Source organism: Vibrio sp. M260112 (assembly GCF_036533775.1).
Lineage (GTDB): Bacteria > Pseudomonadota > Gammaproteobacteria > Enterobacterales > Vibrionaceae > Vibrio.
This window is the reverse complement of the sequence record NZ_JATABH010000010.1, coordinates 43,434-60,683: the sequence shown is the minus strand read 5'-3', so window position 1 is coordinate 60,683 and position 17,250 is coordinate 43,434. Positions and strand designations below refer to the sequence as shown.

At 44.6% G+C, this 17,250-nt stretch carries 14 protein-coding genes; 8 read left to right on the top strand and 6 right to left on the bottom strand.

Annotation, left to right across the window (positions count from 1 at the left end; translation table 11 throughout):
• Window positions 1–21: 21 nt before the first annotated feature.
• The 3 genes from QTN95_RS06915 to QTN95_RS06905 all read left to right on the top strand — a co-directional run bounded on the left by QTN95_RS06915 (window position 22) and on the right by QTN95_RS06905 (window position 3,915).
• A complete protein-coding gene (locus QTN95_RS06915; RefSeq protein WP_331416896.1) occupies window positions 22–1,038 on the top strand; it encodes a Fe(3+) ABC transporter substrate-binding protein in 1,017 nt (338 codons plus the stop codon).
• A 220-nt stretch (window positions 1,039–1,258) separates the two neighbouring features.
• A complete protein-coding gene (locus QTN95_RS06910) occupies window positions 1,259–2,884 on the top strand; it encodes an ABC transporter permease (RefSeq protein WP_331416895.1) in 1,626 nt (541 codons plus the stop codon).
• On the top strand, window positions 2,884–3,915 hold the full coding sequence (locus QTN95_RS06905) for an ABC transporter ATP-binding protein (protein ID WP_138973131.1): 1,032 nt from the start codon (window positions 2,884–2,886) through the stop codon (window positions 3,913–3,915). Before QTN95_RS06910 ends, QTN95_RS06905 begins: the two co-directional genes overlap by 1 nt.
• Before the next feature lie 9 nt (window positions 3,916–3,924).
• Here the strand turns inward: QTN95_RS06905 and QTN95_RS06900 are convergent, their stop codons facing one another.
• Entirely contained in the window at window positions 3,925–4,164 is a 240-nt protein-coding gene (locus QTN95_RS06900) for a ribbon-helix-helix domain-containing protein (RefSeq protein ID WP_331416894.1), read from the bottom strand.
• A 463-nt stretch (window positions 4,165–4,627) separates the two neighbouring features.
• Here QTN95_RS06900 and QTN95_RS06895 point away from each other — a divergent pair, with 463 nt between their 5' ends.
• The 5 genes from QTN95_RS06895 (at window position 4,628) to QTN95_RS06875 (ending at window position 7,813) form a co-directional block, all read left to right on the top strand.
• A complete protein-coding gene (locus QTN95_RS06895; protein WP_331416893.1) occupies window positions 4,628–5,758 on the top strand; it encodes a PAAR domain-containing protein in 1,131 nt (376 codons plus the stop codon).
• Window positions 5,748–6,077: a hypothetical protein gene (locus QTN95_RS06890; protein ID WP_331416892.1), complete on the top strand. Its 330-nt coding sequence runs from the start codon at window positions 5,748–5,750 to the stop codon at window positions 6,075–6,077. Before QTN95_RS06895 ends, QTN95_RS06890 begins: the two co-directional genes overlap by 11 nt.
• Before the next feature lie 615 nt (window positions 6,078–6,692).
• Window positions 6,693–7,106 (top strand): hypothetical protein, encoded by a 414-nt coding sequence (locus QTN95_RS06885; RefSeq protein ID WP_331416891.1) that lies wholly within the window; start codon window positions 6,693–6,695, stop codon window positions 7,104–7,106.
• Window positions 7,107–7,128: 22 nt separating this feature from the next.
• Window positions 7,129–7,404 carry a hypothetical protein gene (locus QTN95_RS06880; RefSeq protein WP_331416890.1) on the top strand — a complete coding sequence of 92 codons (276 nt, stop codon included), beginning with the start codon at window positions 7,129–7,131 and terminating at the stop codon, window positions 7,402–7,404.
• Window positions 7,394–7,813: a hypothetical protein gene (locus tag QTN95_RS06875; protein ID WP_331416889.1), complete on the top strand. Its 420-nt coding sequence runs from the start codon at window positions 7,394–7,396 to the stop codon at window positions 7,811–7,813. The genes QTN95_RS06880 and QTN95_RS06875 overlap by 11 nt, the downstream gene beginning before the upstream one ends.
• Window positions 7,814–8,749: 936 nt before the next feature.
• Here the strand turns inward: QTN95_RS06875 and QTN95_RS06870 are convergent.
• From QTN95_RS06870 to QTN95_RS06850, 5 genes are all read right to left on the bottom strand, one after another.
• A complete protein-coding gene (locus QTN95_RS06870; RefSeq protein ID WP_331416888.1) occupies window positions 8,750–10,162 on the bottom strand; it encodes a phosphoglucomutase/phosphomannomutase family protein in 1,413 nt (470 codons plus the stop codon).
• 57 nt (window positions 10,163–10,219) lie between these two features.
• Window positions 10,220–12,628, bottom strand: coding sequence for a GH36-type glycosyl hydrolase domain-containing protein (locus tag QTN95_RS06865; RefSeq protein ID WP_331416887.1), 2,409 nt, complete (start codon window positions 12,626–12,628; stop codon window positions 10,220–10,222).
• 88 nt (window positions 12,629–12,716) lie between these two features.
• Complete coding sequence (locus QTN95_RS06860) at window positions 12,717–14,630, bottom strand: beta-N-acetylhexosaminidase (RefSeq protein WP_331416886.1); 1,914 nt, start codon at window positions 14,628–14,630, stop codon at window positions 12,717–12,719.
• 9 nt (window positions 14,631–14,639) lie between these two features.
• The gene (locus QTN95_RS06855; protein ID WP_331416885.1) at window positions 14,640–15,515 is read right to left on the bottom strand and encodes an N-acetylglucosamine kinase; all 876 of its coding nucleotides are present in this window, start codon (window positions 15,513–15,515) and stop codon (window positions 14,640–14,642) included.
• Window position 15,516: 1 nt separating this feature from the next.
• The gene (locus QTN95_RS06850) at window positions 15,517–17,238 is read right to left on the bottom strand and encodes a glycoside hydrolase family 9 protein (RefSeq protein WP_331416884.1); all 1,722 of its coding nucleotides are present in this window, start codon (window positions 17,236–17,238) and stop codon (window positions 15,517–15,519) included.
• Between the last annotated feature and the right edge of the window lie 12 nt (window positions 17,239–17,250).

Genomic DNA, 17,250 nt, shown 5'->3' with positions numbered 1-17,250 from the left:
GAATACTAAAGGATTGAACCAATGAAAAAGCTGCTAACTCTTTCTGCATTAGCATGTGCAACAATTGCTCCTTCAACTGCGATGGCTGCAGAAGAGGTTAACGTGTACTCTTATCGCCAGCCATTCCTAGTTGAGCCAATGTTCAACGAGTTTACAAAAGAAACGGGTATCAAAGTAAACGTTAAGTTTGCTAAGACAGGTCTGACAGAGAAGCTAGCGCAAGAGGGTGAATACAGCCCAGCAGACGTTATCCTAACCGTTGATATTAGCCGCCTTTCTGAGCTGACTAAGAAAAACTTAGTTCAAGCTGTAGAGAGTGAAGTGCTAGAAAAGAACATCCCTGCTCAATACCAAGATACAAATAACGAGTGGTTTGCTCTAACAACTCGTACTCGTAGCGTTTACTCTTCTCGTGATCGTGTTGGTCGTCTAGGTGAAGACTTTACATACGCAGATCTAACTAAGCCTGAATTTAAAGGCAAAATTTGTACACGTAGCGGTAAGCACCCATACAACGTATCTCTAGTTTCTGCGATGATTGCTCACGAAGGTGAAGCTGCGACGAAAGAGTGGTTGGAAGGCGTAAAAGCGAACCTAGCACGTAAACCTCAAGGTAACGACCGTGCACAAGTTAAAGCGATCAAAGAAGGCCTATGTGATGTTTCTCTAGGTAACAGCTACTACCTAGGTAACATGATTAACGATGCTGAGCAAAAAGCTTGGGCTGACGCGGTTTACATTAACTTCCCTAACCAGAAAACAACAGGTACTCACGTAAATATCTCTGGTATGGCAATGGCTAAGTACGCACCAAATAAAGAAAACGCTCAGAAACTTATGGAGTTCCTAGCGGGTGATACTGCACAAAGCATGTACGCAGAAGTTAACTACGAATACCCAGTAAAAGAGGGTGTTAAGCGTTCTGAGTTAGTGGCATCTTGGGGTGACTTCAAGTCTGACATGATTTCTCTAGATGACGTTGCTAACTACCACGAAGCAGCAATCAAACTGCTAGACGAAGTGAAGTTCGACCTATAATAGTTTTAAGTAGTGAGTCGAATATGACTGACTAAAATACAGCCTCAAGTCGCTTTTCGTTAAGTTACTTGGGGTTGTTTGTTTTTATACTCACGGCTAAGAGCAGTTCACCTTGAACTCCTTTGAGTATATGGGTATAAATACCCTTAAACTATTAAAGGGATATGAGATGTATTTGCAACTGCATTTATGTTTCATACAGCCTCGTTGTTATTAGACGATGAAAGAAAAAAATTACCTATGGAAAACCAGTAGTGGAGCGCTTGCTTTACTACTGGTTTTGCCGATCTTAGCGATATTCACTACTGCTGTGGGCGAAACAAATGAGCTTTTTAGTCATTTGATGTCAACGGTAATGCCGACCTATGCGTATAACACCGTCGTTCTTGTTATAGGAACGATCTTGCTATCCTTGGTGCTTGGTATTCCATCGGCTTGGATTATGGCGATGTGCCGCCTTCCGAGTGAACGCATTTTACAATGGGCATTGGTGTTACCACTGGCGATGCCTGGCTATATCGTCGGTTATATCTTTACGGACTGGTTTGACTTTGCAGGTCCGGTACAGATTTTTCTCCGTGATCTGACAGGGTGGGGACCTGGTGAGTATTGGTTTCCTGATATTCGAACACTGACAGGAGCGACTATTGTACTGTCACTGGTGCTCTACCCATACGTCTACTTATTATGTCGTGCCGCGTTTATGGAGCAGAATGTCTCTTTGCTACAATCGGCTCGATTGCTCAAGTGTTCACCGTGGGAAAGTTTCCGTCGTATCTCGCTTCCTCTTGCACGCCCCTCTATAGCCGTCGGCCTCTCTTTGGTGGCAATGGAAACCGTGGGTGATTTTGGAACGGTTAGCTACTTTGCAGTCAATACATTAACCACCGCGGTTTATGACACTTGGTTAGGCTATTCGAGCCTCACTGCGGCGGCAAAAATTTCAGCCATTATGCTTGTGGTGGTGATTTTACTCTTAAGTGCAGAACGCTATAGCCGTAGAAAACAGAAGCTATTTCAGAGTCAGTTTAGTAGCCGCGAAGATTTTCGTTACGATCTCGTCGGGTGGAAAAAGTGGTTGGCGCTAACATGGTGTTGGGGGCTGGTTTGCGTGGCATTCATTCTCCCTCTTGGTCAGTTGCTTATCTATGCATATAAGTATTTCGCACAGAGTTGGACGGCTGAGTTCCGCGAATATGCGTTAAATAGTCTTTACGTATCTCTTGCGGCGGCATTCATTGGTGTAATGGTTGCGTTGATCGTTAATTTTTCTCAGCGTGTCAACCCTAGCCGTCAAAGCTTAGCCTTTATGCGCCTATCGTCGATGGGCTATGCTGTTCCAGGAACGGTTTTAGCCATTGGTGTTATGGTTCCGGTATTGTCTATGGACCACTTAGTCAATGATGTTGCAAAGTACATGGAGTGGGAGCGTCCAGGATTGATTTTCTCTGGCTCAATGTTTGCGATTGTTTTTGCTATGGTGGTGCGTTTTTCTGCTGTGGCGATTGGCAGTATTGAAAGCAGTTTAAGCAAAGTTTCACCGTCTCTTGATATGGCATCACGCACTATGGGATGTAACGCCAATGAGATGCTAAGACGAGTTCATTTGCCTCTTGTTCGTCGTGGGGCGCTGATAGCGGCTTTGCTGGTCTTTATCGAGTCAATGAAAGAGCTAAACGCCGCTTTATTGCTACGACCATTTAACTTTGAAACATTGGCGACTTATGTTTATAACTTCGCGTCTGATGAGAAGTTAGAGTTAGCGGCGTTACCAGCCGTGCTACTGGTTTTAGTTGGTCTTGTCCCTTTAGTTATTGTTAACCGTTCACTGGAGCATTCACACTGATGAGCTGTGCCCTATCAATACAAAACTTAACGTGTAAGTACGATCAAGAGACGACAGTTCTTGAGTCACTTTCTCTCGAAGTGGAGCAGGGGGAAATTGTTTGTCTACTTGGGGCAAGTGGCTGCGGTAAAACAACACTATTGAAAGCGATTGCAGGCTTGTTGCCATTAAGTTCTGGCGTGATGAGCCTAAATTGCATGCTGATCGATGATGGCAAAAACTGGCTTCCTCCCGAGCAGCGTAATATTGGTATGATCTTTCAGGATTATGCGCTGTTTCCACATCTTACTGTGGCTCAGAACGTTGCGTTTGGGTTACGTGAACTGTCGGTTGCTGAACAGCAAGCCAAAGTGGAAGAGATGCTTGAGTTAGTGCATCTCAATGGTTACGGTGAGCGATACCCACACCAACTCTCAGGTGGCCAGCAACAGCGGGTGGCAATAGCGCGTTCACTAGCGTACAAACCGGATCTTTTGCTGCTCGATGAACCATTTTCTAATATTGATACGCAGGTGCGCCATGAGTTAATTGGCGAGATTCGTAAGATCTTTAAGAAACAGGGTGTCACTGCCATTTTCGTTACTCATAGCCGTGAAGAAGCCTTCGCCTTCGCTGATAAAATGGCGGTGATGAATCATGGCGTGATTGAGCAATATGGTACGGCTAGCGAGCTCTACTATCAGCCTTCAAGTAAGTTTGTTGCTGACTTTTTGGGTGGTGGTAGCTATCTCAAAGCGACTCGGGCTTCTGATTCAGAATATGAGACGCAGCTAGGTATGGTAGAAGCGAAAGCACAGCAGAACATTGAAGTCGGTCAGCATTGCGAGTTATTACTTCGCCCTCAGCATGTCCAGATCAGTGCGGCAGAAGAGAGCAGTGTGACCGTGCTTGAGCAACAGTTTATGGGAGATCATTGCCGTTATGTGATTGACGCGGGTGGTCACCGTTTACTTGCCAGCTCATCTGAACCTTTGAGTATTGGTCAGCAAGTCTCTGTTAAAGTGGAAACGCAAGGCGTACTGGCGTTTTAGCCATTTAGGTTAAATCTGAATCCGTTTGCCACCATTTAGATAGGTGGTACACGCGACACGCAGCAAAGAGGTGAAGTTACCTAACTCACCTCTTTGTTGTATCACTTCATTGTAAATCCGAGTCAAAAATTCTGCGACAGAGATATCCGCATCGCTCGCAATGTCCTCTATTATCTTCCAAAATACCGCTTCCAGCCTGATACTAGTGACGACACCATCGATACGGACTGAACGAGACTTAATGCCCAACCATTTGTAATGCTTGAAAAGGCACCATCAGTTCATAGTCTTCAACAAAGTCACCGACGAGATATGACCAAATCGAGATTTAAAACTGGCATAAGGATCAAGTATTTATGATCCAATAGACCCAATGGGCAAGATGTTCTTTAATATTTTAGCTACTGCTGCTCAGTTTGAAACAGGTTTGATTTGTTTGAGAACTCGTGAAGGAATGAGCGATTGCTCAAGCTAAAGGAAATCAGCCCAAACTTTCAGTTAAACAGCAAAAGGAGCGGTGTCGAATGCACGGAATAAGACAATACTCTAGCCGAGCTGTTTTCCGTATCACGGCCAACAGTATCTAGAACGCTTTCTCGCTATAAAGCCGAATCATAATGAATAAAAACAGGCAGGTATTGTCAATTAACGTAGGATATTTTCCGAATTCCAAATGCCCTGATGGGCGCAAATAGTCAATAAGGAACTCACAATGTCAGCACAAGCAGAAGGTCGAGGTTTAATACACAAAGGTGATAGAACGACGACAGGAGGTGTCGTGACATCGGGTGTCGGTAATGTCATGCATGTGGGAGAAGGAGTCACGCAGATAAAAATGATAGCGACGTGTCCCGCTTGCGAAAAAGGGCAAGGTGAAATCATTCCTTTAGAAACGATTGCGGTCTTTGTCGATAATATTCAGGCCGCATTGCATGGTGATATCGTCGCTTGTGATTGTTCTTGGGGCTCAAATACGCTCATTGCTTCTGCTGGAGCGATGAAATTCTCTCAAAGTAATGGGCAGGTTTATGGATTTAAACCCCATGCCAGTCCACAAGAAATGGAGGCAACTTATCAGAGTGTCGCAAGTTCAATGGGAGGGCGTTATTTAAATGCGGGAACAACGGTTGTAGAGAAAAGAAAGCTAGATAATGAAGTTCTTAAAGCCACAGAAGAGCTTTTGATTTTTCTTCCTGCGCTGAATTTGGAAACGTCAGTACATAGCCAAGCGGTAAAAGAATTTAGTCAAGCATTCGACGTTATCTTGAAAGGGTATAACGGGGGAAATATTTCCTATGAGACTGGATATGACCTCATTCATCAAATCAAAAATGGCTTTATTGATGGGGGTGGCACGCTTAAAAAGCTCGAAGAAAATCGCTTATCACGCCGCACAGAAACGGTAGGTGATTTCTCTCAAGGCGGCAGCTATCGACGTAATCTAGTGGTGAATAATGAATCGTTTAACGTTCGCTTTAAAGCGAGTTGCGCCACGCCTGAATGTCTAATGAGAAATGCCCACATCGACATGGAAGATGATGCCTTTCAGGATTACATCGAGGCAGCGACACAAGATAAACGTTCGGATGTGATGCAGACGATAGGCGTTGCTTTAATTGCTAATCCTTACTTAGCTCTTTTGCAAAGAACGGTTTTAGCTGATGTTGCCTATTCTGGTGTGTTTGAAGGTAATTTTGACCCCGCGTGGGCTTATGCAATGGGGATGGGTACTGCATATCGTTTGAGATTGCTTAATCTACCGAAGCGAGTCCAAGATACATCAGAAAGTGTTGTTAGCTATTTTTCTAGTAACTTTTTAAGTGGCGATAACGATGATGATTAATAAAGGGAAAGTTTGGAGATATATGAATATCTCCGATGGCATATTTATTTTTTGCGTTATTTTAGGCGTGCTGTTTTTTCGTGAGCATGCATTAAATATTGCGGTTGGTTGGTTGGTGGCTTTTCTTTGTTCTGGATTAGGGCTTCGGCTTTATTGCAAAGGGAAAGGGATGATGAGGTATGGGACAATAAATAATGTAGATTCAGACGATCATGATGCTGTTATGAGTTCATATTATTCTCATCGATGGACCATGGTTATATGCACTATTGGAGCTGTAGTTTTTACAATCTATCAAATATACAAAAATTGGATGTAACTACTCTATCTCAACAATAAAGGCTCCTAAAAGCAGTAAATGAGGTTAGATTCCAAAGTGAGGAAAATTCGACTATTTACCAACTTAGTTTTTGGACGGAACCAATGAAAAAAGAAATTGAGAGATTGATTGATGAAAATTAACCGTTTTCGCTCAGGACTATTTTTGGTGTCATGCATTGCATCATCATTACTTATAGTCCCTTTCTCCACAAGTAGCTTTTACGGCTCAGAAAGTCTCCCGAGTGTTGTTAAAATATACAGCCCATTAAATGATGCATCGTTATCAGCTCTTAGCTACGCAATGATCATGGCGTCGTTATTTTCATTGATAGTATTCGTTACGGGCAGATGCTTAAGGTGGCTACCTAAAGTTGTTGTTATAGTTTTAAGCTGCTTATTTTTGGTTTCTTTTGCATATGGTTGGCATATAAATGTATCAACAAAAAAAGAACTTAATGAGAAAGGCTATATAGAATGCACATCTGAGAGAGAGTTTACATTGAAGTACTCAAGCAGAACGTACGTTCTTCCACCGGAAACATGTGATTAACGTTATCTTGAGGATAATCATGTTCTTCTTAACCACTACAGAAGACGATTTAATTGACTAATCATGTTAGATATTTTTAAAAAACTTACATTTTTAATATTCTTTATAGGGTTTGCGGCATGGTGTGGGTTGGGAGTTTATGATTTGAGTCATAGCGTGAAAGGTGTAGGAATTGAACCTGTAATAAAGGTGTCGGGATACCTTAACAATACATCGTCATTTGTATTATTTGGTTTTTTCCTTCCTTCTATCCCAATGGCATTACTCAATGTTGTTACAGGTATTCAACTCCCTAGATTAACTCTAAGGTTAATGCTATTTGGTGCATTAATTGGTGCTCTGATAGGACATTATGTAGATACCTCGTTAAGGGATAAAGTAAAAATATCAAACTACATAGAATGCACATCTGAGAGAGAGTTTGCATTGAAATACTCAAGCAAAACGTACGTTCTTCCACCGGAAACATGTGATTAAAGCTGTGAACTCGGTTGACTATATGCTTCATGATGAAAAGACACTAGGTGAAGTCGTCGGGCAATTTACGGCGGATATATCTAAGGGCGTAGTCGCTGGCGTAGTTGCTCAAGGGGTAACTCTAGTCGCCAAAGGAGCTGTAAGTTTTCTTTTTGCTACACCACCCACAGCAGCCGTATTAGGTTTTTTTGTAATAATGGCTTTTGGTATCGGGTTAGCTGTTTCTGCTATTGACGAACAATATAAATACACTGACCCTATGAAGAGAGAAGTTGAGAGATTAATTGATGAAAGTTAGTCGCTCAAAAGCATTTGTCTTCTTGTTAATTTTTGCATCAATTTTCTTTCTATCAATAAATGATGTTATGGGGATTTTTGATGTTTATACATTACCCAACAACAGAATTGTCATAAGTGGAGCAATCAACGACGCATCTACATTTGCTTTTTCTTGGTCAATGTTTGTTGTTTCTATATTAATGTTTATCTGTTTCATTACTGGGAAAAAGCTACTCTGGATACCTAAAATAGTTTTAATTGTACTAGGAGGAATAACAGTGTTGGCTTTCTTTCTAGGCTGGAGAATGAATGTAACATTAAAAGAAAAGCTCTACGAACAGGACTATATCGAATGTACATCTGAACGAGAGCTCACACTTAAATACTCGAGCAGGACGTACGTTCTTCCACCGGAAACATGTGATTAAAGCTGTGAACTCGGTTGACTATATGCTTCACGATGAAAAGACACTAGGCAAAGTCGTCGGGCAATTTACGGCGGATATATCTAAGGGGTTGTAGCTGGCGTACTCGCTCAAGGGTTTACGTTAGTTATTCGTGGGGTAGCTACCTTTGTTTTTGGTGCATCTTTGCCTATAGCTATAGGTTTAAGTATTTTTGCGGTGTCTGCATTTGTCATAGGGAATAAGGTTACAGAGATAGATGACCATCATGAGTACACAAAGCCAATTAAAAAGAAGATAGAGGAGTTAATTGATGAGAGTGAGTAGGTTCAAAGCTCTTCTTTTTATGTTGGCTTGTAGCCCAATGGTTTGGATTTCTTGGGAGCAATCTGTAAAAGTCATAAGTAATTTTAACCACCAAAGCGATCTAATCAAAGTTAGTGGGGCTATTAATGATGCCTCTTCTTTCGCTGGGTTTATGATATCAACCATAGCATTCACATTTTCAACTATCCCGTTAATTACAGGCCGGCAGGCCAAATGGATTCCTAAAATAGTCTTTATTGTTCTAGGGTTCTTAACCATGTTTGCGTTTGTAATAGGGTGGAATATGAATACAACCTTAAAAAAGAACCTCTACGAACAAGGCTACATCGAGTGTACATCTGAACGAGAGCTTACATTGAAATACTCGAGCAGGACGTACGTTCTTCCACCGGAAACATGTGATTAACGTTATCTTGAGGATAATCATGGTCTTCTTAACCACAGAGCAATAGCCGTTGGCTCAAATAGTTAATGATGATGGTGTTATTGAAGTTGGCAAAGATCATGAAAATATCAGAGCGGAAATTTCGGCGGTTTCGGTGTAGAACATCCAAGATGTTGCAACAAAAAAAGCCCGGCGATTAAGCCGGGCAAGTGTTCTTCACCTATAGGGTAGGATGGGTCATGAGAGCATTACAATTGCAAAAACTCTTTGACTTGTTGAAGAACACATTCCGCTGTCTGTTTATCTTCCATTTCGGCAAAAATGCGCAGTAGTGGCTCAGTTCCAGAGAAACGTGCAATCACCCAACCACCGTTTTTAAAGTAAACTTTTGCCCCATCCTCGTAGCTCACTTTATCAATCTCGAACTCAAATTGAGGCAGTTGCTTTTCTACGTAGATTTTGTCGTACAGAGCTTGTTTCTGCGCTGGTTTAAATGTGCAATCGCCTTCCGCCGTGTAGGCATAGCCGTACTTACCATAAATTTCGTTAAGCAGCTCAGAAAGCTTTTTGCCTGTAACGGAGATCATTTCGACCAGTAAGCTTGAAGCAAAAACGCCATCCTTGCCCTTGATGTGACCACGAATCGTTAAACCACCTGAGCTTTCGCCACCGATAAGAGAGTCATCGGCTTCCATCTGTGAGCTAATGTGTTTGAAACCAACGGGTACCTCAAAGCTCTTCTCTCCATGATCAGCCGCGATCTTATCGAGCAGATGAGTGGTTGCAATATTACGCACGACAGAGCCTTTCCAGCCTTTGTATTCGAGCAAGTAGTAGTAGAGCAGCATCAGAACTTCATTTGGATGAATAAAGTTCCCTTTCTCATCGATAATGCCTAAACGGTCTGCGTCACCATCGGTACCAATGCCGATATCGTATCCTTCAGCCGCGACTAGGTGTTTTAGACGGTACAAGGTTGCGGCACTTGGAGACGGCATTAATCCACCAAAGTCTGGGTTTTTACCGTCGTTGATCACATCAACATCACATCGACCGTTGATCAGTACGGTTTGCAGCGCATTCTTAGCCACGCCAAACATGGGATCGATCAACACTCTTAGATTGGCTTTTTTGATTGCCTCGATGTCGATAAAGTCGATGATCGAGTCAACGAATTCGTTCATCGGATTGATAATTTCGATCAACTTGTCTTCCACGGCTTGCTCAAAGTCGATGGACTGAACTTGTTGTTGAGTCAAGGTGGCGACTTGAGACTCGATCTTTTCAGTAATGATCTCATCCGCATCACGTCCGCCTTCAATAAACACTTTGATGCCGTTGTAATCGGCTGGGTTATGAGATGCGGTAATACATGCAGAGTACGCACAGCCCATCTCTTTAGCTTTGAACATGACGATTGGCGTCGGAACGAACTTGTCGATAAAGCTAACCTTGATGCGGTTAGCCGCGAGAACTTCCGCGAACCAGCGTCCTGCTTTGTCGGACAGGAAACGTCGATCGTAACCGATAACAAAGCCACGTTGGGCAACGTTCTCGTGGTTAATAATATTGGCAACCGCTTGTGCCACTAAACGGACATTATCTTTGGTGAACTCTTCGCCTATGAATGCACGCCAGCCACCAGTACCAAATTTGATCATATGAATAATCCTTTATTGAAAGTAATGAGCCTCTCGAAAGAGGCTCATTGCTGGTGATTAACCAAGCACAACCACCACGTCGTTTACACTGCCTTCAGGCTGAACCGGTACAGATCTTCCTTCCACGGCCTGACCGTTCACTGTGATTGACTTGATGCCTTTGCTTACAGAGCTCGGGTTTTCAACCTTGATGTTGTAGGTTGCGCCAAGCCACTGACGAGTTACTTCGAAGCCTGGCCAGTTAGTTGGAATACAAGGGTCAATCGTTAGACCATCGAAGCCAGTGCGCACACCCAGAATAAAGTTGGTCACGGCAAAGTAAGCCCAACCAGAAGTCCCTGTTAACCAAGGGTGGTTAGCACGACCATGATTTTGGTGGTCTCGACCCATGATGAATTGAACGTACGAGTACGGTTCAGCGATACGTTTTTCGATAATGTCATTCTGGTTATATGGGTTCAGTGCGTCGTAGAACTTCATTGCACGGTCACCGCGACCTAGCTTAGCTTCAGCAACCCATGCCCAAGGGTTTGGATGCGAGAAGATCGCACCGTTTTCCTTCACGCCTTGGTAAACGCGAGTAACAAAACCGATATCGTCGTTTGGCGTTGCAAATGATGGTGAGTTTAGGTGTAGACCGTATTCAGAGAACAGGTTCTCATCTACGGCGTCCATTGCTTTTTTACCACGTTCTTGCGATACCGCGCCAGATAGAACCGCGAGTGTGTTTGATTCTAGGTGAACACGGCCTTCTTTCTGTTGTGCCGTACCAATCTTGTCGCCGTTCTTAGTTAGACCACGGATGTACCAACCACCTTCTTCATCCCACAGGTGAGTTTCACACGCTTCACGTACGTTAGCTGCCATTTCAGTGTACTTAGCCACATCAGCGTCTTTGCCAAGGTATTTAGCAAGGTCGATAAACTCTTGCAGTGCCCAGAAGTGGAGGAAAGAAACCATTGAAGATTCACCGCCACCTAGGTTTAGACAGTCGTTCCAGTCTGCTCGCAGACCTTTACAGATGCCAGTTTGACCTACGTACTCAGCAGAGAAATCTAAAGCGGCTTTCATATGGTCGTAAACACTTGCTTCACCGCCATCTGCGTATGGGATGACTTGATCAAAGAAGCTGTGTTCACCTGTTTCCATTACGTATTTACAGATGGTAGGAACGAGCCATAGATGATCGTCAGAACAAGTATCTTCGATGCCATGGATCTTATCTTCATCTGATGGTGTCGGTACGACTGTTGGTGATTTTGAAGGCTTAACGTCAGCTTTTTCAGGATCAAACCAGTCTGGATCGAATAGGTGCAGACCGTATCCCGCTTTTACCTGACCGCGAAGAAGATCAACAATGCGTTTGCGTGTCATCGCAGGGTTGGCATGTGGGACTGAAATTGCATCCTGAGCGGTATCACGATAGCCAAGACCAGTACGACCACCTACTTCGATGAAGGAAGCAAAACGAGACCAGACAACACATGTTTCAGCTTGGTAAAGAGTCCAAGCATTGATCATGGTATCGAGGCCTTCGTTTGGTGACTTGACTTGGAACTTAGCACAACGTTCGTCCCAGTGAGCTTTGATACCAGCAAATGCTGCATCAACGTTTGCTAGATCCTGATACTTAGCACGTAAGCGCTCGCCGTTGCCTTTACCGATACCCAGAATGTAAGCAAAACGGACTTCTTCACCCGGTTGAATCGTGAATTGTTTATGCAGTGAACCACAGTGGTTGTAACAGGTTTGAGCGCTGTTCGAACATTTACCTGTCTCTACAGCAATCGGGTTTGCTTCGTCGCGGTATAAACCTAGGAAGCTGTCACGCTGACCATCGTAAGAGTCTGGTTCAAATGTAGAAGCTAGGTAGTAGAATCCTTCAAAATCGTTGGTGTTGTAATACAAGTCGTATTCAATCACACCATCTTTGTATGCCGTACCTGCCGAGTATAGAGACATCTGGTGGTTCTGATTGTCCGACTGAATGTGGCTAAATGAGAATTCAACAAACGAGAAGGCGCTGATAGTGCGAGGCTTGTCTGAAGTGTTCTTAATCACAACATCCCAAATTTCTGCATCTTCACCTTTAGGAACAAATAGTGTCTTGGTTGCAGTGATGTCGTTGTACTCACACTTGAACTTCGAGTATGAAAGACCATGGCGAACTTCATAGTTCGCCTCGTCTAGGCTTTTCGCGACTGGTTGCCATGAGATTGACCAGTAATCACCAGTTTCGTCATCACGCAGGTACACATAGTGCCCTGGGCGATCAAATGTCGCGTTCGGGCGGAATTTAGTAACACGGTTATATTCAGGCGAGTTGTAGAAAGAGTATCCCCCCGCGTTATGCGAGATAACCGTACAGAATTTCTCTGTGCCTAAATAGTTCGTCCATGGTGCAGGGACGTCAGGTCGAGTAATGACGTATTCACGATTGTCGTTATCGAAATAGCCGTATTTCATGTTAATTTCCTTTTTACCAAGCTACCACTTTGGTAGCCAAAACTTTAATGCTAGAGAAAACTGCAAATGCCATGCATTTGCACCTTTGTTAATTCCACGGTTGGCGATATTCGATTTGCTGTTTGTCGAGCAAAGGTAAATGGCCTTTCAACCGTGATAGATAGTCGAGCCAATCTCGGCCTGCTCTGTCAGTCCAGCAGGCTTCAGCCAGCGCAGTGAGTCTTGGGAATATCATGTAATCCAATCGTGACTGGTGAGTGACAATTTCACTCCACAGCGCACACTGAATTCCTAGAATACGTTTGCGAATCGGATCGCTATCTGGCACTTGTGCCAATGGCTCATAGCGGTAGGCGTTCTCCAGTGGGATCACTGCCGCCCAATCAACGCCAGGCTCTTCTGGACGATAATCTTGAGTCATGTCGAGATAAGTGGATTGACCCGGTTGGAGAATGACGTCAAAACCTTGCTTAGCGCAGTTAAGAGCCGCTTCTTCACTCAGCCAAGAGTAGATAACCGTGTCTTTGCTGACTTTATTACCGTGTTGAGCCTCTTCCCATCCGACCATACGTTTACCCAGTGAACGCAGTTTCTGTTCTGCATAACGGAGTAGGTGTCCTTGCAGCTCTTTAGCGTTTTGGTAGCCCTCTTGAGCCATCAACGCCTGACAGGCAGGGCTTTCTAGCCAGACACCAGCAGGGACTTCATCAGCACCAATGTGTACCCAAGGAGAAGGGAAGAGTTCAGAAACTTCTTCTAGTACCTTGTCTAAAAACTGATAAGTGCCAGGCAAAGCTGGTGATAGGACGTTATCGTCATAATGTTGAATACTGTGATATTGGGATTGATCAGTAGGATCACACAACAACTCTGGTAGTGATTTGATTGCCGCACGGCAGTGACCAGGGATATCAATCTCCGGAATGACGTTGATGCCTCGTTCTTGCGCGTAAGCGATGACGTCCTTAATCTGCTCTTGGCTGTAGTAACCGCCATAACGTTGATTTAAGTGACTGTATTGTGGTTCCAGCACGGTACCTGGCCCGCGGTAGGCTCCCGACTCGGTTAGTTGAGGAAATGCCTTTATTTCAATTCGCCAGCCCTCATCATCAGTGAGATGCCAATGGAAGGTATTAAACTTGTAGTGTGCCAATTGGTTAATCAGCCGTTTGACCATATCCACCGAGTGAAAGTGACGTGCACAGTCAAGCATCATGCCACGGTATTTAAAGCGTGGTTCATCATGAATTTTCACATAAGGTACCGATAACTCTTTGTTTTGCTCACTGAATTGAATGAGTTGAAGCAAGCTGGCACTGGCATGAACAAAACCTGCATGTGACCCTGATTCTAGTCTGATCCCCGTTCCACTGACGGTAAGATGGTATTCACCTTCGTCAAGGGTTGGATTGTTGCGAAACACGATATCGCTTTGCCCGATGGTCTGTACTGTAAACTCAAACAATCGCTCAAGTTCAACTTGCAGCCACGTCGCGGCTTTTTCAGCCAGCGAAGTTTGCAATGTTATTTGGCTGGAGCGAGTCAGTCGAAAACTTCCGTCCAGTTGCTCAATTTTGTGAGGTCTAGGAATCAATGCAATTGACCTACTCTCGACCTCTGGCAATTGGGTGCGCTCTCTATAGGGAGAGGCAAGCGCTATCGGCGTTAAGGTTACTGGGTACTGCGTTGCACCGTCGTTGGCAATGATCAGGGCATCTTTGAACCCATCAGTGTAAAAACGCAATGGCGCCGTATTGATGCTGAACTCGCAGTAGTAGTGTTGATTAGCCGTCAGAATGTCACATTCAGGCACTACGGTGCAGAAACTACCGATCTGCTTGATCGTCCCGTTAGTGAAACTGTCTGGCAGAATATAGCGATCAGTAATGAATTGGATCTGCCACTGAGCAAGATCCTGATCAGAAAGGTTATGGACAGTTAAGCCAAAGCGACAAAACTGTTTTTGTTCAGCTAGAACGGCGAGTTCGACACGAAAGCTCATGACAGATCCTTAATACAAGTTATGTTCGGGTTTAGCCGCGAACATAAGGGCACCTTCAATGGCATCAAACTGAGCGTCAACCACCCAAGCTTGTACCGGAGGTGATAGCCAAGCCTTGATTCGCTCAGCAATGCTACCCATCAAGCAGATACGAGTGGCTCCTTTTTGGTGTAGAGCGACTAGGAACATCTCAATGTCAGCAGCCGTCTGCTTAAGCATTGAGATAGCAAGGCTGTCGCCTAGGGTTGCATAGTGGAAAATCGCAGGGGAAAACTGACCATAGTCGCGTGGTAACGCGCTTTTAGACCATGTGACGATTTGGTCGATATCATGGTTGAAGTGGTCAAGAACATGCTCGGCAAGTGGCGTTTTCTCGACGATACCATCGTCAGCCAGCAATACTTGTTGAATTAGACGTAGACCCATAACTGCGCCACCACCTTGGTCAGATATCGGAAACTCACGACCTCCAACCACATGCTGCTGATTACCGCTAAGATAGATACCGCACGAACCCGTACCTGCAATCATAATGGCGCCTTCGTCACCGTTATGGGCACCGATACAAGCACCGTATGCATCGGTATTGAGTACGACGGAAGCAAAAGGATGAGGTTGTGCCATAAAGTCTTGCCATGCAGACTTTTGCTCAGCCCCTGCTAAAGCTAAACCCACATGCATCTTGCTGAAATCGGCTTCTGTCAGGCCACCAAGCGTGGCTGCCTGAGCAATCGCATCGATAATCGACTCCATGGCGACGTTGACACCCAGTAAGATATTGGCACTGCCGCTTTTGGCTTCACCGACCAACTGACCTGCCGCATCGCGAATGCGTGCTCGACATGAAGTACCGCCACCGTCTATCCCGACATAGTAAAGCGTCATGTTACTGCTCCTCTTGCTGAGAAAAGTGGCTAAATTGAGTAATTACAGCCAATAGGTACCAAGCACCATGTGGGATCCATTGCTCCCCCCAACGCCAGTTCTGCAACATGTCGTCTTTTTGTCCCGGCGGATTAAAAGCGATATCTTGTGCATCTTCAAAGCCAGCGGTGATACCGTTACAGACACCACCTTTTGCGTTAAAAAATCCATACTGAGGAAGGTAGTCAGGATTGTTGTGTCCGTGTCCATCAAGCATGCACATGTGGTATGGGTTGAGACCAAGGATCCAGTTCAAAGCGTTTTGAGAAAAACGCAGCAGTTGTTGTTTGGTTTCTTGGTTTTGGATATGCGGTAGTGCGAAAAATGCCATTGCACATAAGGACCCTAAACGGGCGTTTTCACCTTGCCACCAGTAACCTGTTTCGTTGTTCTGGGCGACAAAGAAAGCATCGCGTTTTTGTTCTCCCACACCTTTTACATATTGGCGTGGGTAACCAAATGGGTTGGCTGTCGCTTGAGTAATCGCCAGTTCAAACTCAACACTTCGCTGCACAACAGATTGGCTGATAGCCGCCTGTTGTGGGTCGTTTTCAATCGATAAATAGTGGCATAGAGCAAGGGTGGGTAAACCTGCTTCTGCGGCATGGTAATAAGGGCGAGAGCCGTCTTGGTTTGCTGACCAGAAATGTTCAAAGCGGTCATCGCTACACTGCCTGTTGTGAAGCTTTGCAGCCCATTGACGACTTTCACTTAAGTACTCTGATTTCTGTGTCGATTGGTACAACTCAACGGCGGCAAGCAGGGCGCAATATTCATCAATGATGTTCTCTTGCTGATCATTGAGATATTGCGTGTTGCATTCGCGTAAATGCCAGTAGCCTTTTTCTGCGGCTTCAAGGTAATCATTCGATGAGTATTCACCGCTTTCATCAAGGCGTGACGCGGCGGCTAAAGCGGCAATTGAAACGCCGCCACCTTGTCTGAAGCCGGCTTGGAAATCGTCTGATTTATGCCCTTGCTGTGTTTCGTATGCACAGATTTCGCGTTGCTTGGTGTCTTTTGACCACTTATCAAAAATGGTCATATAGAAAAAGCCTTGTTCATTTTGCATTCGAACTAAGAAGTCTGCGCCAAACAGCGCTTCTTCTGTCATGCGTACTTTAGTAAATGCAGCGACTTGCTCATTCTCTTCGAGTTGTTCTAACCCTTGAAGTAGATTCCAGACCACCATAGGGGTTTGCTGAGGGTTGAGATAGTTGGCATAAGAGAGATGACTAAGGTATTTGCTCACATCTCCGGATGCATCATACCAGCCACCGTGTACGTCAACGCGAGTCTCTGAGCCCAGCAGAGGGATCGAATGATCTTGCTTGTCAAAGCGTCCGCCGCAGCGCTGAGACTTAAAGTAGTGCAGGACATCTGAAAGCGTGGTGTTCAACAGTAATCCCTGTGCAATGCTAAAAACTTCAGAGCGTAGGTTATCGACACGCAGGTAGTAACGACCTGAGCGTTCGAATGATGAGAACTCGATGCGGAAAAAATTCCCTTGGTGCCAATTGGCCACTTTTGTGCCTTTTTCGACAGCAAAAGTTGCGACAGTTTGGTGACTATCAGCACAGACTAACAGCGCAGTGGTAGATGAAAGACGTGCTTTACGTGTCATCAAAACAGCCTGCTTTGGCCCAAGGGCTTCATAACCAATATGGTTAGTAAGTAGCAGCATCAAAATCTCCGA